This window comes from Chelatococcus sp. YT9, assembly GCF_018398315.1.
In the GTDB taxonomy this organism is placed as follows: domain Bacteria; phylum Pseudomonadota; class Alphaproteobacteria; order Rhizobiales; family Beijerinckiaceae; genus Chelatococcus.
Window position 1 is genome coordinate 4,187,391 of sequence record NZ_JAHBRW010000001.1, and the last position, 26,135, is coordinate 4,213,525.

Below are 26,135 nucleotides of genomic sequence, written 5' to 3' on the forward strand. Positions count from 1 at the left end.
CCATCGCTGCCGGTCCCGCCGATGCATCGCGTTCATCAGCAGGGACGGCACCGGCGGCTTCCATGGCGGACGGCGCGGATTGCCGAGATTTAGGGATCTTGATCGGCGAGACTGTGTTTTCGGTCAGGGCGTCCAGGCGCTGTAGTCACCTGTTGCCTGTGGGCGGCGCCCTTCGGCGAGCGTCGAACCGGCCGGGCGATACGCCTCGGGCGTGCCCGTCATGTTCTCGCGATGCGGTCGCTGCCATTCCTTCGCCTGGTAGCCGTCCTGCGTGGGCGGCACGTCGGTCGTGTGGTGTATCCACCCATGCCAGCCCGGCGGGATGGCCGATGCTTCGGCATAGCCGGCGTAGACGACCCAGCGACGCTCGAAACCGAGCGCGGGATCCTTTGCCCCGCCCTTTGTCCGATAATAGGTGTTGCCGAACTCGTCCTGACCGACCCGTTCGCCAAACCGCCACGTCCAGAACTGCGTTCCGAACGTCTGCTTGTTCCACCAGGTGAACATGCGCAGGAGAAAGTCTTTCATCACCACATATCCCAAAAGCCGGGCCCGAGCCGACGATCGTCGCCGAGGTTATGGCCCCGTCGGTGTTGCTTGTCCAGTACGGCAGCTTGTCTCCCCTAGGGCTGCGAGCCGCGCCGGCACGTTGCTGACGGCATAATCTCTCAACCCTTTGACCTGAGATCGCCCGTCGCGGTGATGCCCAGCGACATGCCGTGACGTCTTGCTGCGATTCGCGCCAGACGCGCTGCCACAGGTACCCGCCGCGGTCGAGCGAGAATCACGAAAAGGCGCGCAAATACGACGCCGCAGCTGCATCCTATGGGGATGGAGGTGGAAAAATATATTGTGGTGAACAAATGGTGACACTGTGGCCCCTTTCCCCAGGAATGGGGAAAAGCCTTGTTTCCCATTACCATCAGCCGCGTTTATTCTAGTGGTGATGAAACGACGGTAAGGCAGGACAACGGCTCTAGAGATTGCGCGTCAAAAAACTTGAACCCCCTAGATATTGACGCACGGGGCAGGATCGCTCTAACTTCCAGCCATATTGCGTCAGGCGCGTTTTTGCTGATGCATCTCCGAATAAGTTTCACAAATGTGTCCAGCGGCAGGCGGTGTTGCAAAACAGCGTGGGCTGTTGCGTGTCTAAAATGTCCCCCGGGCCTGTCGGTACCGAGGCTTAAACGCGGCCTTTCATCGCGGCTCATCCCGCTGAGGAAGGACGCGGATGGAGCGCCACCCCCGGCGCCTCTATCCGTAGCGTTCAAGCTTGGTTCATGGCGAGCCACCCCCCATATATAGCGATGGCGGGCGACCGCCAAAGGGATCACATCAATGCGGATCGAGCGCCGGTACACCGAAGAGGGACAGTCCCCCTACGCCTCCATCGAGTTTCGAGCCGCGACAAGCGAGATCCGCAACCCCGATGGATCGACGGTTTTCAAGCTCGACGCCTTTGATGTCCCCGCGAGCTGGAGCCAGGTCGCCAGCGACGTCATCGCCCAGAAGTATTTTCGCAAGGCCGGCGTTCCCGCGCGCCTCAAGCGTGTCGAGGAGAACGACGTTCCCTCCTTCCTCTGGCCGTCCGTCGCCGACACCGAAGCCCTCGCACTCCTACCAGAGGCCGAGCGGTATACGTCCGAAACATCGGCGCAGCAGGTCTTCGACCGTCTTGCGGGCTGCTGGACCTATTGGGGCTGGAAGGGCGGCTATTTCTCCTCCGAGGCCGACGCCAGCGCCTTCTTCGACGAACTGCGCTTCATGCTGGCGAACCAGATGGTCGCCCCGAACTCCCCACAGTGGTTCAACACCGGCCTGCACTGGGCCTATGGCATCGATGGGCCGAGCCAGGGCCACTACTATGTGGACTTCAAGACCGGCAAGCTGACGAAATCCAAGTCGTCCTACGAACACCCTCAGCCGCATGCATGCTTCATCCAGTCCGTGAGCGACGACCTCGTCAACGAGGGCGGCATCATGGACCTGTGGGTGCGTGAGGCGCGGCTTTTCAAATATGGCTCCGGCACCGGCTCCAACTTCTCGAAGCTGCGCGGCGAAGGCGAGAAACTGTCGGGCGGCGGGCGTTCCTCCGGGCTCATGTCGTTCCTCAAGATCGGCGATCGCGCCGCCGGCGCCATCAAATCGGGCGGCACCACACGCCGCGCCGCCAAGATGGTGGTGGTCGATGTCGACCATCCCGACATCGAGACCTATATTGATTGGAAGGTGAAGGAGGAGCAGAAGGTCGCGGCGCTCGTCGCGGGCTCCAAGGCTTGCCAGAAGCATCTGAAGGCGGTGCTCAAGGCCTGCGTCAACTGCGAATCCCAGGGCGGCGAGAAGCCCGATTCCTGCTACGATCCGGAAAAGAACCCGGCGTTGAAGCGCGAGATCAAACTCGCCCGCCGCGCCTTCGTGCCCGACAACTACATCAAGCGCGTCATTCAGTTCGCCCGGCAGGGCTACACCGATATCTCCTTCGACGTCTATGACACCGACTGGGATTCGGAGGCCTATGCGACCGTCGCCGGCCAGAACTCCAACAATTCCGTGCGAGTGGACGACGATTTCCTGAACGCCGTGGAAGCGGACGGCGATTTCGCTCTGAAGGCGCGCCTTACCGGCAAGCCGGTCAAGACCCTGAAGGCCCGTGAGCTTTGGGAGAAGATCGGCTATGCGGCCTGGGCCTCGGCCGATCCGGGCATCCAGTTCCACACGACCATCAACGACTGGCACACCTGCCCTGCCTCGGGACCGATCGTCGCATCGAACCCGTGCTCGGAGTACATGTTCCTCGACGATACGGCCTGCAATCTCGCCTCGGCGAACCTCCTGCAGTTCTATGACCGCGCCACGCGCCGCTTCGACGTGGAGGCCTTCGAGCACGCCTGCCGCTTGTGGACGCTCGTCCTCGAAATCTCGGTGACGATGGCGCAGTTCCCCTCCAAGGAGATCGCGGAGCTTTCCTACAAGTACCGCACGCTTGGTCTTGGTTACGCGAATATCGGCGGCCTTCTGATGACGATGGGCCTCCCCTATGATTCAGCTGAGGCGAGAGCACTTGCCGGCGCGATCACCGCTGTGATGACCGGCACCTCCTATGCCACCTCTGCGGAGATGGCGCAGGAGCTCGGCCCTTTCCCAGGCTATGCCAAGAACTCGCCCCACATGTTGCGCGTCATCCGCAACCACCGCCGCGCGGCGCACGGCGAGGCCGCGGGATATGAGAAGCTGGCGACCGATCCCGTGCCGCTCGACCATGCCTCCGCCGCCAAGCTGGGCGAGCTCGGGACCACTCTGGTTGCCCATGCCGTCGCCGCCTGGGACAAGGCGCTGACGCTCGGCAAGGCCCATGGCTACCGCAACGCCCAGACGACTGTGCTCGCGCCCACCGGCACGATCGGCCTCGTCATGGATTGCGACACCACCGGCATCGAGCCGGACTTTGCACTGGTGAAGTTCAAGAAGCTCGCCGGTGGCGGCTATTTCAAGATCATCAACCGCGCGGTGCCGGATGCGCTGCGCTCCCTCGGCTACCGCGAGTCGGAAATTGCCGAGATCGAGGCTTACGCGGTCGGCCACGGCTCGCTCGCGCAAGCCCCTGCCATCAACAAGACGACCCTCGCAGCCAAGGGGTTCCCGGAAGAGAAGATCGCAACCCTTGAAGCGGGCATGAAGTCGGCGTTCGACATCAAGTTCGTTTTCAACAAATGGACCCTCGGCGAGGACTTCCTCACGGGCACCCTCGAAATCCCGGCCGAGCGTCTCAACGATCCGAGCTTCGATCTCCTCGCCCATCTCGGCTTCTCGAAGGCCGATGTCGAAGCGGCGAACATCCACATCTGCGGGGCGATGACGCTGGAGGGCGCGCCGCATCTCAAAACCGAGCACTATGCTGTCTTCGACTGCGCCAATCCGTGCGGCCGCACCGGCAAGCGCTACCTTTCGGTCGAGAGCCATATCCGCATGATGGCGGCGGCGCAGCCCTTCATCACGGGCGCCATCTCCAAGACCATCAACATGCCGAATGACGCGACCGTCGAGGACTGCAAGGAGGCCTATCTCCTCTCCTGGCGGCTCGCGCTGAAGGCGAACGCGCTCTACCGCGACGGTTCCAAGCTGTCGCAGCCGCTGAACTCCGCCCTCATCAACGAGGAAGAGGATGAGGTCGAGGACGCCGTCGATGCCCTTCTCGCCCAGCCCACCGCCGCACGGACCGCGCAGGTCGCAGAGCGCATCGTCGAGAAGATCATCGAGCGCGTCGAGCGGGTCCGCGAGCGCGAGAAGATGCCGGACCGCCGCAAGGGTTACACCCAGAAGGCCGTTGTCGGCGGCCACAAGGTCTATCTGCGCACCGGCGAGTATGCCGACGGCCGACTTGGGGAAATCTTCATCGACATGCATAAGGAAGGCGCAGCCTTCCGGGCGATGATGAACAACTTCGCCATCGCCGTGTCGCTTGGCCTGCAGTATGGCGTCCCGCTCGAGGAATATGTCGAAGCTTTCACCTTCACGCGCTTCGAGCCCGCCGGCTTTGTCGCCGGCAATCAGTCGATCAAGAACGCCACCTCGATCCTTGACTATGTGTTCCGCGAGCTGGCGATCTCCTATCTCTCGCGCTACGACCTCGCGCATGTCGATCCGAGCGAAATCGGCTTCGACGTGATCGGCAAGGGCGAGAACCAGGCCAAAGCCCCGGAGGGCACGCCTGCCCCCACCCAGCAGGTGATCTCCAAGGGTTTCGTGCGCGGCAAGCCGACGAACTTCCTCACCATTCCCGGTGACAAGCGCGATGCCCCAAAAGCTCCCGGCGCTACAGCCACCGCCCAGCCGTCCAGCGCCACCGTGGTGGCCTTCGCCGGCACAGGCGCCGTGGCATTGAAGAGCGAGCCGGAGCAGGATGAGGAGCCAGCGGGTGAAGAAGCCTTTGCCTCGCTCGGCTTCGCCGCCCCGGCCAATCAGCAGCGCAGCGTGTCCGACCGCCGGGCCGAGGCGCGGATGAAGGGCTACGAGGGCGAGGCCTGCCCTGAATGCGCGAACTTCACCCTGGTTCGCAACGGCACCTGCATGAAATGCGACACCTGCGGCTCGACGACCGGCTGCAGCTGAGCCTCACGCGCGTCTTCGCATTCGACACCGTCTCCATGGCCGGGCTCGTCCCGGCCATTTTCATGGGGCGTGATGGCGCCGCCGGTCGTTGCATCGCCGTCCCTCTTGCGCGGCATACCGCCTACGCTACAAGCAAAAGGATTGAAGGTTGCTGTCGTGGGTGCTGAGGGCAGCCTCGATGAGACAGCCTTGCCGGTAGGCCGAGGGAGTGAAGGTTGGCCGCCTCATGATGCTCGATGTACGGACCCTGTTCGTCGTGGTGGTTTTCATCACCATCGTTGCTGGCGCGTGGCTCAGCTTCTCGGCGCTGCAACACCGCGACCGGCGCCCGCTCGCCCTGTGGGGAGGCTGCTACTTTCTGGTCGGCTTCGGCGTCGCTGTCCTCGCGACCCATGAACTCATGCCCGATGCCGTGCGAATCATCATCGGAAACAGCCTTATCCTCTTAGGTTATGGCGCAGCCTGGCAGGGCGCGCGCGCCTTCGATGGGCGCCCGATGCAATGGACCGGCTTTTCCCTGGGCACCGTCATCTGGCTTGGCGCCTGCCTGATACCGACATTCCTGGAAACCCTCGCACTCAGGGTCATGCTCGTCTCGGGCGTCGTCGCCGCCTATTCCTTCGCGACCGCCATGGAGCTGTGGCGGGGGCGCGGTGAACTGGCGTCTCGCGTGCCGGGTGTCGTTTTGCTCTGCGTCCATGCGGCGATTTTCATCATCCGAGCCATCGACGCGCCGAACCTGCCTCTTCCCGACAGCGGTTTCCTGACCGCCTGGAATTGGAACATGGTTCTTGCCTTCGAGACCCTCATCTTCATGCTCGGCATGGCTTTCATCGCCACCGCCATCATGAAGGAGAAGCTCAGCTTCGAACATCGGCGCGAGGCATTGGTCGATCCGTTGACGGAAGCTCTCAACCGGCGCGGCTTCGAGCTGCGTGGCCTGCAGGTCTTGCGCCGGCATGCGGCGGCGCATGAGCCGATCGCGGTCATCGCTTTCGACCTCGATCACTTCAAGTCCGTCAACGACACATTCGGCCACGCCATGGGCGATGCGGTCCTCGTGCAATTCAGTCAGATCGCGTCCCGCCATCTCAGGTCAAGCGACATGCTGTTTCGCATGGGTGGCGAGGAATTCACCGCCTTGCTCCCTGGAGCAAGCGCCGATGATGCGCGTCTGGTCGCTGACCGGATCAGGAAGTCCTTCGTCGAAGCCGTGAGGCACTCCTGCGACGGTCGTGTGGTCACAGTCAGCGCCGGGATCGCCTCGTCCGGAACCCACGGTTACGACGCGCGGGAGCTTCTGTCGGCGGCCGACAAGGCGCTCTATCGCTCCAAGAACGAGGGCCGTAACCGCGTGACACAAGACGGCGATCCGCTACCGCCTCCCCCTCCGAGTGGAAGCAATATTGCGATCTTCCCCAATCGCGGTCGTAACGGCGCCCTGCCCCGCTCGGCCAATGGCAGCTCGTCCGAACCAGGGCGATAGATCGACCACGCCTCTCGCGCCGTCTCCAAACAAACGCAGACGAGTCGGCGCGACGCCGCGAATTGGTCCGGCGCGATTACGGTCGCGTGGCTCAATCGCCGATAGCAACGCCCTCCCGCCGGCTATCGGCCCCGCCCAGAAAACCGGACGGCGTCAGGACGATCGCCTGGGTGCCTGAGGTCATCTGCATGACGGAGACCTGATGGCCGAGCGCCTCGAGGGGAGCCTTCCAGGCCTCCGCTTCCGTCCCCGCCTCCAGCTCCGTCGGCCCATTGCGGCTTCCAACATTCGGCCAATCCACTGCGACCTGCGGATCGAGCTTCCAGTCGAGAATGGCGACGAGCGTCTTCGCGACAAAATTGATGATCTGGCTCCCGCCGGGGGATCCAGTGACCACGTAGAGCCGATCGAACGCATCAAAGACGATGGTCGGCGCCATTGAGCTGCGCGGCCGCTTGCCGGGTTCGACTCTGTTGGCGACCGGCTTGCCTCCTTCGTTCGGCGCAAAGTTGAAATCGGTGAGCTCGTTGTTCAGGAGGAACCCGCTCGCCGTCATGATACGCGCGCCGAAACCGCTCTCGATCGTCGTCGTCATCGACACGGCATTGCCGTTACCATCGACAATCGAAATATGGCTGGTGCCGTTCTCTATACCCTCGGAGGGCGCGAACAATTGCGATCGGCGGGCAAAGGGCGGTTCGCCCGCGGTGGCGCGGCCGATGGACCGGTCTGGCCGCATCAGTGCTCCACGACCCCGCAGATAGTCCGCATCGATGAGCCCCCGCACCGGCACAGACAGAAAATCCGGATCCCCGAGATACTGAGCCCGATCGGCATAGGCCAGGCGTCCCGCTTCGGCGATCCAATGAACAGCCTCCGCGCCCTGCCCCATACGAGGAAGATTCTGCTTCTCAAGCATCGCCAGCATCTGCGCGATCGCAATGCCGCCGGAGCTGGGCGGCCCCATGCCGCAGACTGTGTAGACCCGATAGGGGTGGCATATCGCCGGGCGCTCGGCGACCGCATAAGCCTTCAGATCCGCCAGTGTCATCCCGCCTGGGTTTTTCGGGTGGCCGGCAACGCTGGCAACGATGTCCTCCGCGATGGGCCCATTATAGAAAGCATCCATGCCATCCCGCGCCAGCATTCGCAGAGTCCCGGCCAAAGCCGGGCTCTTCAACAGGGTCCCCACCGCTTTCGGCTGACCATCCTCGCCATAGAAATAGGCGCTTGCGCGCGCATCCGCCCGCAGCGCCTGCTCCTGGCCAAGAAGCCCGTTCAGCCGCGGCGAAATCGCGAAGCCCTCTTCCGCCAACCGGATCGCCGGCTCGAACAAGCGCGCCCATGGCAACCTTCCCCAGCGCTTGTGGGCTGCCTCGAGCAGGCGCGGCGTGCCTGGAATACCCACGGAGCGTCCGCCAACGACGGCCTCCATAAAGGGCATCGGCTTGCCATCCCTTGTCAGGAAAAGGTCCGGCGTCGCGGCTGCGGGCGCGGTCTCACGCCCGTCGAGGGTCACAAGCGCACGCTTTGCCGCGTCCCAATGGAGCATGAAGGCACCGCCGCCGAGGCCGGAACTCTGCGGCTCTACGAGATTGAGGACGAGCTGCACCGCAATGGCGGCGTCCACTGCGCTGCCGCCCGCGCGCAAAATCTCGCGCCCGGCCTCGGCAGCCAGCGGATTGGCGGCGGCGACCATGAACTGGCGCGCCTCACCAAGAACACGGCTCGCGTGCTTGGTCGCGCCTTCCGGCGCGGGCGCGAGAGCCTGTGCCTCGACCGGGGATGATCCCATTGTCGCTGCCAGGGACATTCCAAGCACTGCTGCGCTGCACGCCCGGAAGAAAGACGCGTGCCAAGAGAAAAACGCGTGCCAAGAGGAAAACTGGCTCATTGTCGAGGCCCCTGTGCCATCAAGCGAACGGCATTATGGCCCGAGGAAAGGCGACTGCAAATTCTCCTCAACTCTCGCCTTTTCCTCAGTGGCGGAAGCCGGATCATCTGGAAGGCGTCGGTACGCCCCCTGCCTGCGGTGCCAAGCCTAGCATCCCCCCTGGAAGCGTAACTGTTCATTATCATGATGTGTTGGGAGCTGCGGCTTGTGGCGCGAGGACCGAACCGCAACTCTCCTCCGCATTTCTGGCGCCCATCTCCGACTTCAGACGTGGCGAAGATCAGATCGGGATCAGGCGGGCAGGCCCAAGGCGCTTGCCCAGACGCCGATCATGCTGACGAAAAGACCGAGAGAGGCGAGTTCGATCACGCGACCGAAGAACCATTGAACCATCGTCCTGCTCCTCTATGTTTTCTGTTTGTTCTCAATAATTCACTGTTTGTTCCTTCGCAATCCAAAGGGGCGCTTATGGATAATGGGGAATGAATCGCCCAATTCGCACATGTTTACTTTTTGTTCCGACCTGGCCACAGCCTCCGCCCGCGATCGCTCGTGCGCTGAGCGAACTCATGGCGAGCCCCGCCGACGACTGTCCGAAACCGCAGGCTTAATAAAAGGTAAATTGCCGGCTAAACGAAAAGCGTTTGGGCCTCGGGGCACCGGTGTCCCGACGTCCGCCGTCACCGTCCGCTCTCGGGAAAATGCCCGTCTTCTCAAGTTCTTGCTACGGCAACACATAGCCGACGTGAAAGTACGGCATAGAGGTGCCTTGGCGTTCGTGCGCAGAGAAATCAGTTAACCGGCTAATTGTTGGCACACAGGCTTGAACTTCGGATACCGCCTGCCATTTAGCTGCGGTCGACCGTCGCTGGCGATGCCAGCGACGGTGCACGCAAATCATTGCTTTGTCGCTTCTGCCCTATCTGCCGCCAAGCGCGCGGTAGATTTTGCTCCCGGCCCGACCTGTCGGCGGCATGCCTAGCGCCTGCTCGGCCGCGGCAATCGCCGCGCGGGACTGGGCGCCGATCTTGCCGTCTGGCTCTCCGACATCATAACCGCGCGCGGCCAGGAGCTTCTGCAACTGGAGACGCTGCGCCCGCGACAACCCCGGATCATCGGTCGGCCAAGGCGTCCGCAACGCGGGATAGCCGGCCATCCGATCGGCGAGATGCGAGATCGCGAGGGCGTAGGATTCCGCCTGGTTGTAGGCATAGATGGCGTTGAAATTTGGATAGACGAGGAAGCCTGGCCCGTTGGGGCCGGCCGGCAGCAGGAGCCCCGCCTCCCCCCCGCCCGATAGTGGACGGCCATCGGCCCGCGTCACTCCGCGACCGGACCACGTGGCGAGCGAAGCGCGATTGTTGCGGCCGGTCGGTCCCTTGTAACCCGACGGCACCGCCACCTCGATCATCCACGGCTGACCGGTGCGCCAGCCAGCCCGTTTGAGGTAATTAGCCGTCGAACCCAGCGCGTCCGGAACCGACTTCACCAGGTCGCGCCGGCCGTCCCCATCGAAATCCACCGCCAGCCGCTGATACGTGGTCGGAATGAACTGGGTCTGGCCGAAGGCCCCCGCCCAGGAGCCATAAAGCTCATCGAGCGTGAGATCCCCCTGGTCCACGAGCTTCAGCGCCGCCATGAGCTCGCCCCGCCAGAAGGCCTGCCGCCGCCCACCTTCGCACACGAGCGTCGCGAGCGCATGCGGAAGGAAGTTGTCGCCGGCCTCCGTCCCGAAATTGGTTTCGACGCCCCAGACCGCGGCAATGACGTGGCGATCAACCCCGAAGCGCTGTTCGGCGGCACGCAAGACGCGATCATATTTACGCATCATTGCCTGGCCATCCCGCACACGCTCCTCATCGACGAGGAAGCCTATGTAATCCCAGATCGGGGTCTTGAACTCCGGCTGGACCTTGGAAAGCCGCAGGACCTTGTCGTCGGGCTGGTTGATCGCCAACGCTTGGGAGATGACATTCTGGCTGATGCCGGAGCGCGCCGCATCAGCCCGGAGCTGGCTGATGCATTGCGTGAAATTCGCCGCCGCAGCGCCCGTTCCCATCATCCAGGCTGTCGCGATCAGGACCATGTGCCGCATATAAATCCTACCCATGCTATCGAGGGTTCACCATGACTTGGATCAGGCTATCATGGTTAATCCTTTTAAAATGTTACCACCGCCCGTAGTTGCGTAAGCGGACCTGATGCAAGATCCGGATTAAGGGTCTGGTCGACCACAACTCCCTGCAACCGGGAAGGTTGCTCCACCATCATCGATTGCCAGCACAGGCGCGCGCGATGCGCGAGGATGGCGGCGAGGCCAGATACTGCAACGGGCCGGCGCCTCCCTTCCACCTCCGGCTTGACACCCTCGGTGGCTTTTCCCATAGAGTGCTCTTATTCCGAGGGGCGTGCCGTACGGCACTGAGATAGCGATGAGCTGGACCCTTGAACCTGATCCGGGTGATGCCGGCGTAGGAACGGAATTGGGGACTTCCCGACACCCCTCTCTCCTCTTCGCATCGCCCTGGTCCTGGCCATTCGCTAAGGTTCACGCCATGCGTCTTGCAAGACCACATCGAGCCGCCGTCGAGCTACCCCACTTTAGCTTGTCCTGAAGGCAGGGCCGCATGCGCGTCACCATGGCCGCTCTTCGGATCACTGCAACGCTTCTCTTGGCTTGGCAGGCGCTGATCTGGATCGGCCGCCCCCCGGCCTATATCGTGCCGCCGCCGCTGGACGTGGCGGCCGTCTTCCTGCGCCAGCCCTCCTTCCTGCTGGCGAACAGCCTCATCACGCTTTCGGAGATCATGGCCGGATTCGCGCTGGGCGCCGTTCTTGGCATGGGCACCGCCATTGCCATTGCCGCCCTACCCCGCTTCGGCCGGCTGGTGTGGCCGCTGATGCTGGTACTGCAGGCTTTCCCCGTCTTCGTGCTTGCTCCGGTCCTGGTGCTGTGGTTCGGCTTCGGGCTCGCTTCCAAAGTGGTGATGACGACGATCATCATCTTCTTTCCCGTAGCTTCGGCTTTTGCCGATGGCCTCCGGCGCACCGATCCCGACCTGCTCGATGCCACAGCCCTGACCACCGCCACCCATTGGCAGACGCTCATTCATGTGCGCCTGCCTCTGGCACTGCCTTTCCTTGCGTCGGGCCTGAAGGTCGCCGCACCGCTCGCACCGCTTGGCGCAGTCGTTGGCGAATGGGTTGGTGCTTCAGCGGGCCTTGGCTTCGTCATGGTACAGGCCAACGCCCGCATGCAGACCGAGACGATGTTTGCCGCGATGCTCATCCTGGCTGCGGTGACGCTCGCGCTGCGCGCCATCGTCGATCACCTCACCCCCTATCTCACCCCTTGGACGCAGAACACCTGAACCGAGCCGCGCAGAGGAACCCACGATGATCCGCAGAACCCTCCTTGCAATAGCCGTCGGCCTCGCAACGACCGCAGGCGCCCTCGCGCAGGCGACGCCTCAGCCTCCACCTTCCGAGAAGGTGAAGGTTCTGCTTGAATGGTTCGTCAATCCGGACCACGCGCCGATGGTTGTGGCCAAAGAGCTTGGTCTTTTCACCAAGGCAGGTCTCGAGGTCGAGCTGCTGCCGCCGTCGGATCCGTCGATCGTGCCGCGCGCTGTCGCGTCCGGCCAGGCCGACATCGGCGTTCACTACCAGCCAAGCCTTTATCTCGACCACGCGGCGGGCATTCCCCTCGTGCGCTTCGGCACCCTTGTGGAAACGCCGCTCAACACCGTGACGGTGCTGGCGAATGGCCCGATCAAGTCATTGGCGGATCTCAAGGGCAAGAAGGTCGGCTTCTCCGTCTCGGGCTTCGAGGATGCCCTTCTGCAACGCATGCTGGCCTCGGCCGGCGTCGACAGGGCCGATGTCGAACTCGTCAATGTCAATTTTGCGTTGTCGCCCTCGCTGATCAGCGGTCAGGTCGACGCCACGATCGGCGGCTTTCGCAATTTCGAGCTCACGCAGATGCGCCTCAAGGGGCATGAAGGGCGCGCCTTCCTGCCGGAGGACAGCGGTGTGCCGGCTTATGACGAACTGATCTTCGTGACGCGGCCCGATCTCCTCAAGGACAGCCGCCTGACGCGTTTCCTCGACGCGGTGGAACAAGGTGCGATTTATCTCACCAACCATCCGGAGGAAGGCTGGAGACTGTTCACGAAGGCCTACCCAGATCTCGACGATGCCCTGAACCGACAGGCCTGGATCGACACATTGCCTCGCTTCGCCAAGCGCCCGTCGGCGCTCGACCGGCGCCGTTACGAACGCTTCGGTCAGTTCATGCTAGAGGCCGGTCTGATCAAGGCTGCGCCTCGCGTCGACGACATCGCTGTCGCGTTGCAGTAGCAGGCACGAGTATCCATGCGGGGAACGCGGCATCAGGGCAGCGGGAGGCCGCGCTGTTTCTTCCAAGGAGAGCAACTCCTATCACCTTGCGATAAAGGGAGCTTCTCTCCGTGGCCGCTCAAAGCGACGGTGTAAATCGCAGGTCGTATCGCTTGAGATCTGCTGCGAGACGGGCTTGTGCTGCTCCAGACAGGACTCGGGATCACTCGTAGAAATCCGGGTTTCGCGATACGCCGGCTGGGGCGATATCATCATAGGTATATTGCTCTTCTAACCCGAAATTCTGGCTATTGAAGATGATGCTCTTCGAAATTTCCATTTCGAGCAGTGCATTGTCTTCCCCCTCAAACGGACCGGCCTTCTGTGTGTAGACGCGTTCGCCGTTCAAAACCCAGCTATGCTCGCCCTTGCCGAAATGGAACTGCAACGTCACCCAGCCATTATCTTCGAAAGGTAGATAATAGTCCCAGCCGCCATCGGAATTCCCGAAACGGAAGCCCGTGAAGGTCTCTCCCTCGTCAAGTCCGGCAGCGGTACGCTCCGTCTGAGGCAATCCCAGCGAGGCCTCGGCATCAATATATTCGGCAATGACATATCGTCGGCCATTCGAGAGCGCCCCGCCGAGGTTCTGCAACTGGATCCAGACGCCGCTGAACTGCGCCTGACCATCGGCGAGCCAGTCCGCATCAATATAGAACTTGTACTCTGCGGTGCTAGCATCGGTGATATCGATGGGACCCGTCGCGAGGTCACGGACCAGCGTGCCTCGATACCTATTAGTCCCCGTCTTATCACCATCCGGGCTGATGACGAAATCGATCGCTTGGCCCGGATCATCGGCGTTGCCGGTGCGAATCTGCTGAAGCGCAGCGCAGTCCTTGATCCATTGGTCAACAACGCTGTTGCCTGCAGGGCTGTCGGGCCTACCGGGGCTCCCAAGCGATAGCCCATCGTTCATAGCGTCGAGATCGGCAACGATACGCACCAAATCAGGCCGATAGACATCGTGGTCGGCATCCCATTGATCGGCCTCCGAAAATTCCAGCGGCGGATAACCATCCTCATAGGGCCGGATACCGAACACCTTCGCGGCCTCAGAGCGCGGGTCGGGCTGCCCGGGGAAGCGGCCTTCTATCGCTGCATCCATCACGTTGGCCAGGAGATTGTCGTGCAGGGACTGCTGGCGCGCGCTGAAATCCGGCACGCCCCCCACTTTCGTCCGCACGATATCAGTGATCGCCGGCCCGCCCCTCTTAAGATACTCAACATAGAACTCAGACAGTATAAAAGATGATGCACTAGTATTCATTTTATATTCATTCCCACCGAGCGCTCCATCGTAGTGCTGTGCGTCTTCGTTAGCCCAAAACAGGATGAATTTCTCAGCGAGCTCGCCGCTTGTCGTACTCACGACATTCCATACAGCTGCTAGGCTGTTGTCGCCTGCAACGCGGACCGCCGAAAGATTCAACGCCTGATGCGATTGATGGCTTGCCGTAAGTGCAGGATAGGAGATATCGACAATCAGTTGTGCATCAACATCGACATCAATCTGCCGTGCTGATGTAAAAATCGCCTCGCTTCCGGCAACCGTAACCCTAGCTCCGTCAGTGATTGCTATTACCAGAAGGCTAGCTAACGGCACCTCCAGTGAAGCTCGTCCGGCGGCGCTCACGATGGCCGTCGTTCCATCGGCACTCAAGGCAACCGTCGCGTCGACCGCAGCGATTTCCAACCGACTTCTCTCCGAATTGAGAACAGCGACAGGTGTCAAACTTGTGTCCTCAACCGTCACCATGGCCTGAGTACTACCCGACACGCTCAGCGATAGCGTCTCACGGCCCTCGGTCAGCCCATCAGCGTGAAAATGGACCGTGATGTCGGCAAGCCCGCTCTCGCAGACGGTGAAGCTCGCAGGAAGCGAGCCGTCGATATCGCCCGGACCGACAGTTCCACCCCAATCAAGTTCCACCACGCTACCCGCAGCGACATGGGCAGTCGCGAGGGTAAAAGTGACACTTCCACCTTCATCAGCTGTTGAGGTGGAAGCCGCCGCTGCATAAGTCGGTGCTGGTTCTGGCCCCGGATCTGGTTCGGGTGGTCCTATCAGTGCACTATGGTTGTCGCCGATCACACCGTCCGCGAGATCTTCCAGAAGAGCCCTGAGGTTGTTGCCGGCAAGCTTTTGAAATTCCGCGCTTGTGAGGAAGGCCGCAGAAAGCTGATTGCCTGTGATTTGCCCGCTGTTGATGAGCTTGACCCAGAAATCAAAGCCCGCCGGATCGGGTTCGCGCTTAAGAATGTTTTTGTAGAACATACCGACGAGATCACACGCTGAGATACCGCCACCGTGGCTCGGATGGAGTTCTCGAAACTCCTCGGAACGCGCGAAAGAATGCAGGACATCAGAAAATGATGCCGCTCCACTGCGAAATTGTTCGGCCCACGACGCCAGCCCTGCCGCATCAGGCGCGCGTCGCAGCACTCCCAGAAAGAGAGCGATAACCGGAAACTTAACCTCATGAAGATAAATGTATTCGGCAGATCCACGAAACGTGGATTCAAAACCCTCGAAGGAAGTTCCGTTCGCGAGAGCACCTTCCCAAAAGGCAACCTCATTCGCACCTGGCGTGCGCAGCAGCAGTCTTTTATAAAGACCAACAATATATTCGTTCATGTCTTCCCTAAACTCGTAACGCGGACATCCGCGATGTATGCCGCGCTTCCTGAATCTACCCCTTATAAATAATATGTGTTCTCGGCAATAGATCCTATACTCCAGAGTACCGATAAAACTGATGTGCGCTCGCCTTGGACCGCGTTGCAGCTGGTGAAATCGCGAGAGCGCCTGCAAAACTGCAGAGCAGCCTCGACCGCCCCTCGCCAGCCCGTGACACGTTTCCAGTACTTCAGGCGGGGCATGCCATTCTTTGTACCGGCTCACCGAAATGGCCGCCTACCCGGGAACAGAATAGCAAATGCGGGCGCACAGCCTTGCTGTGCGCCGTCCAATGCACTGCGCAGCACTGCAGCAGACGATTTTTAGACGTATCGCACAGGAGACCTGTCACAAGAAGAGCGCTATAGTCACGCAGTCTCACAAGAATGCTCGAGGGCCTTCCATGATGACGATGCCGGCCATGATGGCTTTGGAGCTTGGCAGGGAGATTGCCGAAGATTTCCGACGCCTGTACGGCTCGTCGGCCAACGACGAGGCCGAGCGGCTGGGTTGCGCCGCGCAGATCGCCTTGGAATGCATAGGCCGCAGCGATGCCCTCTACCACAATGTCGAGCACACATTTCTCGTCACGTTGGTAGGACGGGACATCCTTCACGGTCGCATGTTGAGCGAGCGCGTCGATGCGCAGGATTACGCGCATATCATCGTCGCTTGTCTCCTTCACGACATCGGATATGTCCGCGGTATTCTGAAAGGCGACACCCGTGATCGCTTCATCGTCGATGCGGATGGCGCGACGATCACACTCCCGCGCGGGGCCTCCGACGCGGCGCTTGCCCTTCACCATGTAGACCGTTCCAAGCTCTACGCGCGGGAGCGTATCGGGCAGTGGTACAACCTTGATGCTGAACGCGTCGCCCATGCGATCGAATACACCCGCTTTCCAAGCGGGCCGATCGATCATGATGGGTACAACTCACGCGAGGGGCGGCTTGTGCAGGCGGCCGATCTGATCGGCCAGCTCGGCGACCCGCTCTATCTGAAAAAGGCCAACGCCTTATTTCACGAGTTTCAGGAATGTGGCCTCGATAGCCAGCTTGGCTATGCGACGCCGGCCGATATGGTTGAGCAATATCCAGACTTCTACTGGTCTAGCGTCTCGCCGCACCTTGAAGAGGCGATCTCATATCTGAATGTTACTGCCGCCGGCCGGCAATGGATCGCAAATCTGCACAGTCATGTTTTTTGTGCTGAACACGCTTTCACCCTGATGGGCCCGCAACGGTAGCTGGTAGGCCTCGCGCGTCGAATGGGATGGGCCGGACATCAGGCGTTCGCCATTCCCGCACGGCGCTCCTCAAGGGCGAGCGTCGACGCTCGCGAGGTATTGCAAGGCTTGCTATTCAGCGCAGGCAGACCTGGACCCGGCGCACAACCCAGCGCCCCCTGTGGTCCCTCATGCGACGATTTTCCCACCAGCAGCGTCTGGGGGCCGGCCGCACATGCCTTGGCGGCGGCGGGCGTCCCCATTGGGCCAATTCCACACCCGTCTGCGGAACGATCAACTCCGACGGCGCCACGGGACCAGCGACAGCGCCGCCTGAGTAGGCTATCGACATGAAACAACCGGCGATTATCATCGCCCCGAACTTGTAGGCCAATTCTTCCTCCTTCGAGTAACCCGGCGATCCGTGTCGCGTCATTTCTGCGGGGATCAGCAAGCGACGGGCGCCGATTTGAGCGTCTTCCTGCTTTGCATCCTCTCCGCCGATATCGGCCTCACTGAGCATGTACTCACCATAACGCATTTTATAGGAATAGGCTTCTCGCCAGGTCTCTCCAAGCCGAGAAAATTGAACAGTGTCTCGCTCGGATATGACTTCGTCGCTTCGAAAGGCTTTACAAGTTTCGATCATCAGCACCTGAGTTCCCTGTCCCGCATTTTATCGGTATGGTGCGAACCGTTCGATCCTTCGGGAGTGACGAAGCCAGATCTCGCCCGGACAGCACGGGCCCGGACCCTTGCCCCCCTTGACCTGCGATGTTCATGTTCCGGAGCCTATGAATAATGTCAGCCGGCTTCTTGAGGTGGCGCAACGGGTTGTTTCTCCTGGCTCTTGCACTTGGCCTCGGCGCCTGCGCCTCCATTCCCCGGGGCATGCTGCAGCCGGTCACACCGGTCCCGGGCGCAGATCGGGTGGATATGCTTACCGCGACGACAAGAGCGCCATCGAGCGATCCTGGCGTTCTCTTCAGCGGTGATCGCGGGGAAACGGTATCCTTCGCGAATATCGTCGTGTCTATTCCCCGCGACCGCCAGGTCGGAACCATCCAGTTTCCCCGCTCCTTGCCTGGCAACCCCGTGACAGACTTCACGGTGACCTCTGCAACGCCGATATCGAGGGCTCATCTTGCGGATTGGTTCAGATCCAAGAACGGCCGGAAAAGGCGCGTCTTCGTCTTCGTGCACGGCTTCAACACGCCGTTCGACCGCGCGGTCTTCCGTTTTGCCCAGCTAACGCACGATGCGGACGCCGACGCAGCTCCCGTCCTCTTTTCATGGCCCTCACGCGGGCGCCTTCTTGACTACAGCCGGGATTTTGACAACGCGTCCTACTCCCGGTCAGATCTCGCCCATCTCTTGAGGGTCGCAGCGAACAGTCCGTCTGTGGGCGAAATCACAATTCTCGCGCATTCCATGGGCAGCTGGCCCGCCGTCGAGGCGCTACGCCAGCTCGCTCTGGAGAAGGGTGGCGTGCCCAGCAAAATCGACAATCTCATACTCGCGTCGCCCGACCTCGACATCGGCGTCTTCAGACGTCAAATTGAGGATATGGGGCCGAGGCGCCCACGCGTGACCCTGTTTGTCGCGCAGCATGACAGGGCCTTGCAGCTTTCCCGGTTTATTTCGAGAGGGGCCACACGCCTGGGGGGAATAGATCTCACACGTGGCGAGTATCAACAGCAGCTGGCAGGCCTGTCGGGGATTACTGTCCTTGACCTCAGTGCCCTCAATGCCGGCGATCGCATCAATCATGATCTCTATGCCGCGAGCCCCGAAGCCGTCCGCCTCATCGGCGACAGGCTATTGCAAGGCCAGGTGATTACCGACTCCGATATCTCGTCCCCGCTCGCTGCCGCAGATGCGCTTGGCTCCGCCGCGAGCCTTCTCATCACCGCCCCCATCCGCATCTTCGATACGGCGACCCCCAACTAGCGTCCTCTCGCACCATTATCTGCGGCGGTAAAAGGGTCTTTGATGGACTTGCCTAGGACCTCAACCGGGCCATTTGCCATGTCAAAAGTACTGTTCGCGACAAACCGGTCTGCAAGAGCTCGCAGAAGCGCGGTCGATTTCGACGGTAGGGTTCATAGCAGATTTCAGACGGCGCCTAGGGCGAAGCGCTTGTCGCGAAGGTATGAGGAGGGTTCCCACGGCGCGCGGCGACGTTCCGGTTTGTTTCCACTTTCACACTTGCCAATATAAACGCATGGCGGCACATTTTTGCTGTCGATGAGTTCCGCTCTAACGCCATGTCTGGTGCTTCAGTTGACACAATAGAGCTGGAAGGAAGCTGTCGTGCCGCCCCCGTCTCACCCCAGTTCGCGCAGTTCGGCCGGAGGCGTTTTCGTTGAGCACTTCTCCACCAGGACATTGCCGCCCCGGGAGCAGTTCGATGCATGGCGATCGATGCTGTCGGAAACAATCGATCTCGTGCCGACAACGGGGTCGTCAGAGATATTCGAGGCCGATTTTTCATCCTGGGCCTTCGGCGATCTCGTCCTGACAAGGACGCTCTACGGGAATGCGCCCGCGCGCCATTGGCGGCACAGGCCCAAGTCTTTCCTGGATCACTGGTGTGTGGTGCTCGCCTATGAAGGCGCAGACAGTGCTTCTTCGCCACAAGTCCGCCAGCCCGGATCCCTGAGTTTCCGCTCGCTCTCCCAGCCGTTTGAGGGAAGGGCCAAAGATGCGGAAGTATTGACACTATATCTGCCGCGAAGCTTCCATCGGGACGAGCGCGAAAACCTCGATCGCCAGCACGACCTCAAGATCAATCCCGAACTCGGCGCTCTGCTCGCCGGCCATATTGAGAATCTCGCCCGGCACCTTCCGCATATTCCGACAGACCAGGCAAATGGTCTGGCCGAAGCAACGCGTTCGTTGGTGGCGGCCTGCATCGCACCCCGAAGGGACCATGCAAAGGCAGCTGAGGTACCGCTTAGCGCCCTTCTGATTGATCGCGTTCGCCTCATTGTCCGCCAGAACATGGCTTCCCCGGACTTCGACCCGGAGCAGCTCGCCCGCCTTGTGGCGATGTCCCGCTCGAAGCTCTATCGGCTTTTCGAACATGTCGGCGGCGTTGCGCATTTCATCAACCGCGAGCGATTGAGGGAAGCGCATCGCCACCTCACTTCATCGGCGGGCTCATTGCCGATCCACGTGGTTGGCGCTGAGGTCGGCTTCACCGATCACTCCACTTTCAGCCGGGCCTTCCGTCGCGAGTTCGGTTACAGCCCCAGCGAAGTGCGTGAGCGCAGCTTGGCAGAGCACGCCCTGACACCGTTTGGATGCCCGCCAGACGATGAAAGTCCCGCGTACACAAGCAGGTGGGCCCCTCCCCTGGAGAGTACGAATGTAAGCGATGAAACCTCGCCCCCGGACGTGGCGCCTCAAGGCGCAATAATCCGCTCCTTATCCCGGCCCGCTGCCTAGCCGACGGCTGGGGCAAGTTTCGCATTGCCGGCCGCGCGGCCTATGACTGCTTTGAGCCAGCTTGCTGACCGTTCCCGTCAGCTCAGGGGTGAACATATCGACGGCTGATTGAACCGGCTCCGCCACCCGAATTCTACTGCAGCCTCATTTGCTTCCGCCTCAGACCCGGAGTTCCGTTGCCACGCGGCGTCACAGGCTAATCCGGGTTCACCAAATTGGGATGAGCAGCGAAGGACTGGGATTCTGAGCTCATCTCACCGTGCATAACTATTGCTAGCTTTCCTTGCTGCTTCAAAAAAAGCGGCGCGATGGCGTTTGCCTAGCATCTGCGTTTTGCGGACCATGCCCGCCGGCCTGTCAGGGGAAGTGAAGTGATGTATCCGAACGGTTCTCCGGGACAAGGCCTTCCGACCAGCGGATGGATGGGAACGGCGACGCAGGATGCCACCGTCGCCGCACAGGCTAAGTCTTAGGCATGACGGTGCGTGCTAAACATTATCTTTCAGCCACCGTTATTGGGATCATCCTGCCTGGATTAGCCGCCTGCCAGCAAGAGAAAGCGGGGCCTCCTCCCCCGGTCCGGATCGTCCGCACGATCACGGTGGAAAAGCAGCCCCAGTTACCAAATGCGAGTTTCACCGGCTATGTCGAGGCCCAGGATAGAGCAGCCCTCTCATTCCGCATCGGCGGGCGAATGGCGGAACGGACCGTCGGGGTCGGCTCGACGGTTCGTCAGGGAGAGCTGGTGGCTCGCCTCGATCCGGAGAATGAGCTCAACGATCTGCGCTCCGCGCGCGCCGCGCTCACGGCCGCCCAAGGCTTCCTGCGCAAGGCGGAGAACCACCTTCAACGTCAGAGCCATCTCCTTGCACGCAATGTCACGACCCGTGCCGATTTCGAGCTCGCGGAGCAGGCACGCACAGCGGCGCGCGCACAAGTCGATGCCGCACAAGCGCGCGTCACTTCGGCCGAGGATATCGTCGGCTTCACGACCTTGAAGGCTGACGCGCCGGGACTTGTCACAGGGGTCGGTGCCGAACCGGGCGAGGTTGTCTCGCCCGGCCACATGATCGTGCAGCTCGCCCGGCGCGAGGGTCGCGATGCCGTGTTCGAAGTGCCCGCAGACGTCGTTCGCTCCCTCACCCCCAACACGCCTGTCCGCGTGGCGCTTTCAAGCGATCCCAGCGTCACGGCCTCTGGCCGCGTACGCGAGATAGCCCCCCAGGCGGACCCGGTGACGAGAACCTTCCAGATCAGGGTGGGGCTATCCGACCCACCACAGGCGTTCCGGCTTGGTTCGACGGTTTCAGGTACGATTACCGGCAGCGACCAATCCGTCATCGCCATCCCCTCAACAGCGCTGAGCCAACATGGACAGGAACTCGGCGTCTGGATCGTTGATCCCGAGAAACTCACCGTCTCGCTGCGGAACATCGAGGTGATGAGCGCTGATCCGGCGACGGCCGTGGTCGGGAATGGGCTCTCACCCGGCGACATCGTCGTCACGGCCGGCGTCAGCCAGTTACGTGATGGTCAGCAGGTGCGGCTGACGGGAACGGAAATGCGATGACTTTCAATCTTTCCGAATGGGCGCTCAAAAACCGTTCCGTCGTCATCTATCTCATGATCGTCGCTGTCGCTGCCGGCGTGTTCGCCTTCCAGCGCCTTGGCCGCAACGAGGATCCCTCGTTCGTCATCAAGTCGATGGTGGTGTCCGCGGCATGGCCGGGCGCGACGATGGAAGACACGCTGACTCAGGTCACCGAGCGTCTTGAGCGTCAGCTGGAAGAGACGCCCGGCCTCAACACCGTGCGCAGCTTCACCACGCCTGGTGTGACAACCATCTTTGTCGAGCTGAAGCAGTCGGTCCCGGCGCGGGATGTGCAGGACACCTGGTACCGGGTCCGCAATCTCGTTGCCGATATGCGCCACACACTGCCCTCCGGTACTCTCGGGCCCTTCTTCAACGACCGTTTCGGGGATACCTTCGGCATCATCTATGGCTTCACCGCGGACGGCTTTTCCGGCCGCGAGCTGCGTGACTACGTCGAGGCGGCCCGTTCACGTCTCCTGCTTGTGCCGGATGTCTCCAAGATCGAGATCATCGGCGCTCAGGACGAGCGCATCTTCGTGGAGTTTTCAGTCCGGGAACTGGCCAATCTCGGCATTGACCGGAACACGTTGCTCGCTGCCCTGCAGAGTCAGAACGTGGTACGTCCGGCCGGCGTCATTCAGACCGAGGACGAAAAGCTTTCGCTGCGCGTCTCCGGCGCATTCCAGTCGGAAGCTGACCTCATGAACGTCAACTTCCCCGTTGGCGACCGCATGGTGCGCCTCGCGGATATCGCCACCGTGCGACGCGGCCATGCCGACCCACCCCAGCCAATGTTCCGCGTCAATGGTGAGGAGGCGATCGGCCTCGGCATCGCGATGCGCGATGGGGGCGACATTCTGGCTCTTGGAAGAAACATCAAGAGCGCGATGGCCGACATCACGGGCAGTCTGCCGCTCGGGATCGAGCCCCGGCTGGTCGCTGACCAGGCCGTGACGGTAGACCATGCGATCGCTGATTTCATGACCTCACTCTGGCAGTCGATCGCCATTATCATGGCCGTGAGCTTCATCAGTCTCGGCGTGCGTCCGGGTCTTGTGGTTGCGCTGTCGATTCCGCTGACCCTCGCCGTCGTATTTGCTGTGATGCTGGTCAGCGGCATCGACATGCAACGCATCTCGCTGGGCGCGCTCATCATCGCTCTGGCGCTCCTCGTCGATGACGCCATGACGACGACTGACGCGATGGTCACGCGCCTTGCGGCGGGTGAGGAAAAGACAGAGGCGGCAACCTATGCGTTCAAAAAATACGCCATAGCGATGCTTGCCGGTACTTTGGTCACGATCGCGGGCTTTGTGCCCATCGGATTTGCGGCGAGTTCCGCCGGCGAATACACATTCACCCTCTTCGCTGTGGTCAGCATCGCGCTCGTTATTTCCTGGTTTGTCGCGATCATCTTCGCGCCGGTGCTCGGTGTCGCCATGCTGAAGCCCCCCGACCGCAAGGCGGCGACAGCTGAGCCAGGACGTATGGAGCGCACCTTCCGGCAGTTGTTGTCCGGTGCCATCAAGCTGCGCTGGGTCACGATCGCCGTCACGCTAGCGCTGTTTGCCCTGTCCATATTGGCACTTCCCCTGGTTCCACGCCAATTCTTCCCGGCGTCCGACCGGCCTGAGCTGCTCGTCGACCTGACGCTCCCGCAGAACGCGTCGATCTACGCCAGCGAGGATCTCGTCTCCCGGTTCGATGCGGCCTTGAAAGACAATCCGGACATCGAGCGCTGGAGCAGCTACATCGGGCGCGGCGCGATCCGTTTCTACCTGCCCTTGAACGCACGGCTTCCCAACGATTTCTTCAGCCAGGCCGTCATCGTCGCAAAGGACGTGCAGGCCCGTGAGCGGCTGCAGGTCAGGCTGGAGGAGATGCTGGCGAATGACTTCCCGAATGTCGTCGCGCGTGTCTATCCGCTCGAACTGGGACCGCCGGTGGGCTGGCCGGTTCAGTACCGTGTCAGCGGGCCTGACATTACCGAAGTCCGCTCGATCGCCATGAAGGTGGCGCAGGTGATTGCCGCCAATCCGCAGGCGGAGCAGGTCAATTTCGATTGGATCGAGCCTGCACGGGAATTGCGCCTCCGCGTCGACCAGGACGAAGCGCGCCGTCTCGGCCTGAGCTCCCAGGCCCTGGCCTCTCACCTGAACGCAGTGGTGTCCGGTACGGTTGTGACGCAGGTGCGAGACAACATCTATCTCGTCGACGTGGTAGTACGCGCGCAGGATGCCGACCGCGTTTCCCTGGAGACGTTGCGGACGATGCAGGTCGCCCTGCCCGGAGGCCGCTCCGCGCCACTCTCGCAGTTTGTCACCTTCGATTACGGACTAGACGCTCCCTTGATCTGGAGGCGCGATCGCATCCCCAATCTGACCGTGGCGGCGGACGTCAAACAGAACGTTCTGCCCGAAACGGTCGTGTCCGCGCTGAAACCATCGATCGAGGCTTTGAACAAGACACTTCCGCCCGGATACGCGATCACCGTCGGCGGTACCGTCGAGGAGAGCGCCACGTCGCAAGCCTCGGTCATGGCGGTCGTACCGGTCATGCTCCTGATTATGTTCACGGTCCTGATGGCCCAGCTCCGGAGCTTCAGGCTGCTCGCCATCGTGCTGAGCATCGCGCCGCTCGGTCTCATCGGCGTGGTGGGTGCACTGCTCCTGGCCGGCAAGCCTCTCGGTTTCGTCGCGCTTCTCGGGATTCTCGCCCTGATCGGGATCATCACCAAGAATGCGGTGATCCTGATCGGGCAGATCGAAGCGGAGCGCGAAAGCGGCAAGACCGTCGTGGCGGCCGCGCTGGATGCCAGCAGCACCCGGTTCCGGCCGATCATGCTGACGGCGATCTCCACCGTCCTCGGCATGATCCCCATCGCTCCCACGGTGTTCTGGGGCCCGATGGCTTTCGCCATCATGGGTGGACTGCTGGTTGCGACCGTGCTCACACTGATCCTGCTGCCGGTGCTGTATGTCGCCGTGTTCGACAGGAGGATCGCCTCGAAGGACAGGCTGACCGCGGGAAGAACACCCGCCGCTGGAGTATCGGCGCCATGATTCCGATGTTCAATCATCAGGTCAGCGGCCATCGTCGCATCGGTGGTTTGTTCGTCGGAATGGCCTGCGCGCTCGTGCTGCCGTCACTCGGCGCATGCCAGCAGGAGACGGCCGCGCCTGCCGAAGGTCGCCCCGTCAGCGTGGTCAAGGTGGAGGCGGGCAAGCTGTCCAGCGATCTCAAGCTCAGTGGCGAGATCCAGGCTGAAAAAAATGTGGGGCTGGCGTTCCGGATCGCGGGACGCGTGACCGAGCGGCTAGTCAATGTGGGGGATCGCGTCTCCGCCGGACAGGTCCTGGCGCGGCTCGACCCCTCTCTTGAGCGCAATCAGCTCGCCGCCGCGAAAGCGGCAATGGAAGCGGCAAGAGGCGAAGTCAACACCACGCGCAACACCTTCGAGCGCCAGGAACGGCTGATGGCACAGGGCTTCACCACGCGCCCGCGCTTCGACCAGGCGCTCAAAGCGCAGGAGGCCGCCCAGGCACAGCTCGAAAACGCCGAGGCGCAGCTCGATCTCGCACAGGACAGGCTTGGCTTTACAGAGCTGCGGTCCGGCATCGAGGGGGTTGTCACCGCACGGACGATCGAGCCAGGTGAGGTCGTGCAGCCCGGGCAAGTTGTCCTCCAGGTGGCGCGGGAGGATGGTCGCGACGCGGTCTTCAACGTTCCCGCGCGGCTGCTTGAGACACAAACCGAAGACGGCACGGTTCTCGTCGCCTTGGCGGATGCTCCGACCGTAACGGCCACGGGCCATGTCCGCGAAGTCTCTCCGCAGGCGGACCCCGTGACACGCACCTTCACAGTGAGGGTCGGCCTGCACAATCCGCCAGAGGCGATGCAACTCGGAGCGACGGTCGTGGGGAGGCTGGAGATCTCGACGGCAGCAATCATCGCAATCCCGGCCAGTTCCTTGACGCAGCAAGGCCAATCACCAGCCGTATGGATCGTCGACCCCGCCACATCGACGGTTTCAATGCGAAATATCGATATCCTGCGCTTCGATCCGGGGCAGGTCATCGTTTCGCAGGGCCTCGAACCGGGAGAGATCATCGTCTCGGGCGGCATTCAAGCTCTGCACCCCGGGCAGCGGGTACGTCAACTGACGACAGCGCCCGCAGCCGATCGCGCGGCCGCAGCTGACCCACAAACGCTGAAGCGCGCGGTCCCTCCGGCATAGGGGAGGAATTGCACACGCCGCCCTTGGTGGTGGTGAGAGGTGGGCCGTGCGGCTAA

At 61.8% G+C, this 26,135-nt stretch carries 16 protein-coding genes and 1 riboswitch; of the genes, 10 read left to right on the forward strand and 6 right to left on the reverse strand.

What is annotated here, in order from left to right:
- Window positions 1–123: 123 nt before the first annotated feature.
- Window positions 124–528 (reverse strand): NADH:ubiquinone oxidoreductase subunit NDUFA12, encoded by a 405-nt coding sequence (locus KIO76_RS19300; RefSeq protein ID WP_213324757.1) that lies wholly within the window; start codon window positions 526–528, stop codon window positions 124–126.
- An 813-nt stretch (window positions 529–1,341) separates the two neighbouring features.
- On the opposite strand from KIO76_RS19300, the gene KIO76_RS19305 reads away from it, so the two are divergent.
- On the forward strand, window positions 1,342–5,112 hold the full coding sequence (locus KIO76_RS19305; protein ID WP_213324758.1) for a vitamin B12-dependent ribonucleotide reductase: 3,771 nt from the start codon (window positions 1,342–1,344) through the stop codon (window positions 5,110–5,112).
- 226 nt (window positions 5,113–5,338) lie between these two features.
- On the forward strand, window positions 5,339–6,598 hold the full coding sequence (locus tag KIO76_RS19310; RefSeq protein WP_213324759.1) for a GGDEF domain-containing protein: 1,260 nt from the start codon (window positions 5,339–5,341) through the stop codon (window positions 6,596–6,598).
- Between the two features lie 91 nt (window positions 6,599–6,689).
- Here KIO76_RS19310 and ggt read toward each other — a convergent pair whose 3' ends face one another.
- From ggt to KIO76_RS19325, 3 genes are all read right to left on the reverse strand, one after another.
- Window positions 6,690–8,393 carry a gamma-glutamyltransferase gene (gene ggt, locus KIO76_RS19315; protein WP_249729651.1) on the reverse strand — a complete coding sequence of 568 codons (1,704 nt, stop codon included), beginning with the start codon at window positions 8,391–8,393 and terminating at the stop codon, window positions 6,690–6,692.
- A 1,018-nt stretch (window positions 8,394–9,411) separates the two neighbouring features.
- Window positions 9,412–10,602 carry a lytic murein transglycosylase gene (locus KIO76_RS19320; protein WP_249729652.1) on the reverse strand — a complete coding sequence of 397 codons (1,191 nt, stop codon included), beginning with the start codon at window positions 10,600–10,602 and terminating at the stop codon, window positions 9,412–9,414.
- 50 nt (window positions 10,603–10,652) lie between these two features.
- Window positions 10,653–10,877 carry a hypothetical protein gene (locus KIO76_RS19325; RefSeq protein WP_213324761.1) on the reverse strand — a complete coding sequence of 75 codons (225 nt, stop codon included), beginning with the start codon at window positions 10,875–10,877 and terminating at the stop codon, window positions 10,653–10,655.
- Between the two features lie 7 nt (window positions 10,878–10,884).
- Window positions 10,885–10,987: riboswitch (TPP riboswitch) on the forward strand.
- A gap of 132 nt (window positions 10,988–11,119) precedes the next feature.
- Between KIO76_RS19325 and KIO76_RS19330 the strand changes: the two genes are divergently transcribed.
- Together KIO76_RS19330 and KIO76_RS19335 are read left to right on the forward strand one after the other, a co-directional pair.
- The gene (locus tag KIO76_RS19330; RefSeq protein WP_213324762.1) at window positions 11,120–11,863 is read left to right on the forward strand and encodes an ABC transporter permease; all 744 of its coding nucleotides are present in this window, start codon (window positions 11,120–11,122) and stop codon (window positions 11,861–11,863) included.
- 28 nt (window positions 11,864–11,891) lie between these two features.
- A complete protein-coding gene (locus tag KIO76_RS19335; RefSeq protein WP_291976464.1) occupies window positions 11,892–12,851 on the forward strand; it encodes an ABC transporter substrate-binding protein in 960 nt (319 codons plus the stop codon).
- A 202-nt stretch (window positions 12,852–13,053) separates the two neighbouring features.
- On the opposite strand, the gene KIO76_RS19340 is transcribed toward KIO76_RS19335, so the two are convergent.
- Window positions 13,054–15,528: a DUF4214 domain-containing protein gene (locus KIO76_RS19340; protein WP_213324764.1), complete on the reverse strand. Its 2,475-nt coding sequence runs from the start codon at window positions 15,526–15,528 to the stop codon at window positions 13,054–13,056.
- Window positions 15,529–15,973: 445 nt separating this feature from the next.
- On the opposite strand from KIO76_RS19340, the gene KIO76_RS19345 reads away from it, so the two are divergent.
- On the forward strand, window positions 15,974–16,819 hold the full coding sequence (locus KIO76_RS19345; protein ID WP_213324765.1) for an HD domain-containing protein: 846 nt from the start codon (window positions 15,974–15,976) through the stop codon (window positions 16,817–16,819).
- A 115-nt stretch (window positions 16,820–16,934) separates the two neighbouring features.
- On the opposite strand, the gene KIO76_RS19350 is transcribed toward KIO76_RS19345, so the two are convergent.
- On the reverse strand, window positions 16,935–17,453 hold the full coding sequence (locus KIO76_RS19350; RefSeq protein WP_213324766.1) for a hypothetical protein: 519 nt from the start codon (window positions 17,451–17,453) through the stop codon (window positions 16,935–16,937).
- Window positions 17,454–17,599: 146 nt separating this feature from the next.
- Between KIO76_RS19350 and KIO76_RS19355 the strand changes: the two genes are divergently transcribed.
- The 5 genes from KIO76_RS19355 (at window position 17,600) to KIO76_RS19375 (ending at window position 26,079) form a co-directional block, all read left to right on the forward strand.
- Window positions 17,600–18,748 (forward strand): alpha/beta hydrolase, encoded by a 1,149-nt coding sequence (locus KIO76_RS19355; protein WP_213324767.1) that lies wholly within the window; start codon window positions 17,600–17,602, stop codon window positions 18,746–18,748.
- 474 nt (window positions 18,749–19,222) lie between these two features.
- Complete coding sequence (locus KIO76_RS19360; RefSeq protein WP_213324768.1) at window positions 19,223–20,248, forward strand: helix-turn-helix transcriptional regulator; 1,026 nt, start codon at window positions 19,223–19,225, stop codon at window positions 20,246–20,248.
- Window positions 20,249–20,723: 475 nt separating this feature from the next.
- Complete coding sequence (locus tag KIO76_RS19365; RefSeq protein WP_213324769.1) at window positions 20,724–21,818, forward strand: efflux RND transporter periplasmic adaptor subunit; 1,095 nt, start codon at window positions 20,724–20,726, stop codon at window positions 21,816–21,818.
- The gene (locus KIO76_RS19370) at window positions 21,815–24,904 is read left to right on the forward strand and encodes an efflux RND transporter permease subunit (protein ID WP_213324770.1); all 3,090 of its coding nucleotides are present in this window, start codon (window positions 21,815–21,817) and stop codon (window positions 24,902–24,904) included. The genes KIO76_RS19365 and KIO76_RS19370 overlap by 4 nt, the downstream gene beginning before the upstream one ends.
- Window positions 24,901–26,079, forward strand: a complete 1,179-nt coding sequence (locus KIO76_RS19375) for an efflux RND transporter periplasmic adaptor subunit (RefSeq protein ID WP_249729653.1) — start codon at window positions 24,901–24,903, stop codon at window positions 26,077–26,079. Before KIO76_RS19370 ends, KIO76_RS19375 begins: the two co-directional genes overlap by 4 nt.
- Window positions 26,080–26,135: the final 56 nt, after the last annotated feature.

What these genes read in the sequence shown, in the direction of transcription:
- KIO76_RS19300 (WP_213324757.1), bottom strand. Translation starts at nt 528, where the DNA reads ATGAAAGACTTTCTCCTGCGCATGTTCACCTGGTGGAACAAGCAGACG.
- KIO76_RS19305 (WP_213324758.1), top strand. Translation starts at nt 1,342, where the DNA reads ATGCGGATCGAGCGCCGGTACACCGAAGAGGGACAGTCCCCCTACGCC.
- KIO76_RS19310 (WP_213324759.1), top strand. Translation starts at nt 5,339, where the DNA reads ATGATGCTCGATGTACGGACCCTGTTCGTCGTGGTGGTTTTCATCACC.
- ggt (WP_249729651.1), bottom strand. Translation starts at nt 8,393, where the DNA reads ATGGGATCATCCCCGGTCGAGGCACAGGCTCTCGCGCCCGCGCCGGAA.
- KIO76_RS19320 (WP_249729652.1), bottom strand. Translation starts at nt 10,602, where the DNA reads ATGGGTAGGATTTATATGCGGCACATGGTCCTGATCGCGACAGCCTGG.
- KIO76_RS19325 (WP_213324761.1), bottom strand. Translation starts at nt 10,877, where the DNA reads ATGGGAAAAGCCACCGAGGGTGTCAAGCCGGAGGTGGAAGGGAGGCGC.
- KIO76_RS19330 (WP_213324762.1), top strand. Translation starts at nt 11,120, where the DNA reads ATGCGCGTCACCATGGCCGCTCTTCGGATCACTGCAACGCTTCTCTTG.
- KIO76_RS19340 (WP_213324764.1), bottom strand. Translation starts at nt 15,528, where the DNA reads ATGAACGAATATATTGTTGGTCTTTATAAAAGACTGCTGCTGCGCACG.
- KIO76_RS19345 (WP_213324765.1), top strand. Translation starts at nt 15,974, where the DNA reads ATGATGACGATGCCGGCCATGATGGCTTTGGAGCTTGGCAGGGAGATT.
- KIO76_RS19355 (WP_213324767.1), top strand. Translation starts at nt 17,600, where the DNA reads ATGTCAGCCGGCTTCTTGAGGTGGCGCAACGGGTTGTTTCTCCTGGCT.
- KIO76_RS19360 (WP_213324768.1), top strand. Translation starts at nt 19,223, where the DNA reads ATGCTGTCGGAAACAATCGATCTCGTGCCGACAACGGGGTCGTCAGAG.
- KIO76_RS19365 (WP_213324769.1), top strand. Translation starts at nt 20,724, where the DNA reads ATGACGGTGCGTGCTAAACATTATCTTTCAGCCACCGTTATTGGGATC.
- KIO76_RS19370 (WP_213324770.1), top strand. Translation starts at nt 21,815, where the DNA reads ATGACTTTCAATCTTTCCGAATGGGCGCTCAAAAACCGTTCCGTCGTC.
- KIO76_RS19375 (WP_249729653.1), top strand. Translation starts at nt 24,901, where the DNA reads ATGATTCCGATGTTCAATCATCAGGTCAGCGGCCATCGTCGCATCGGT.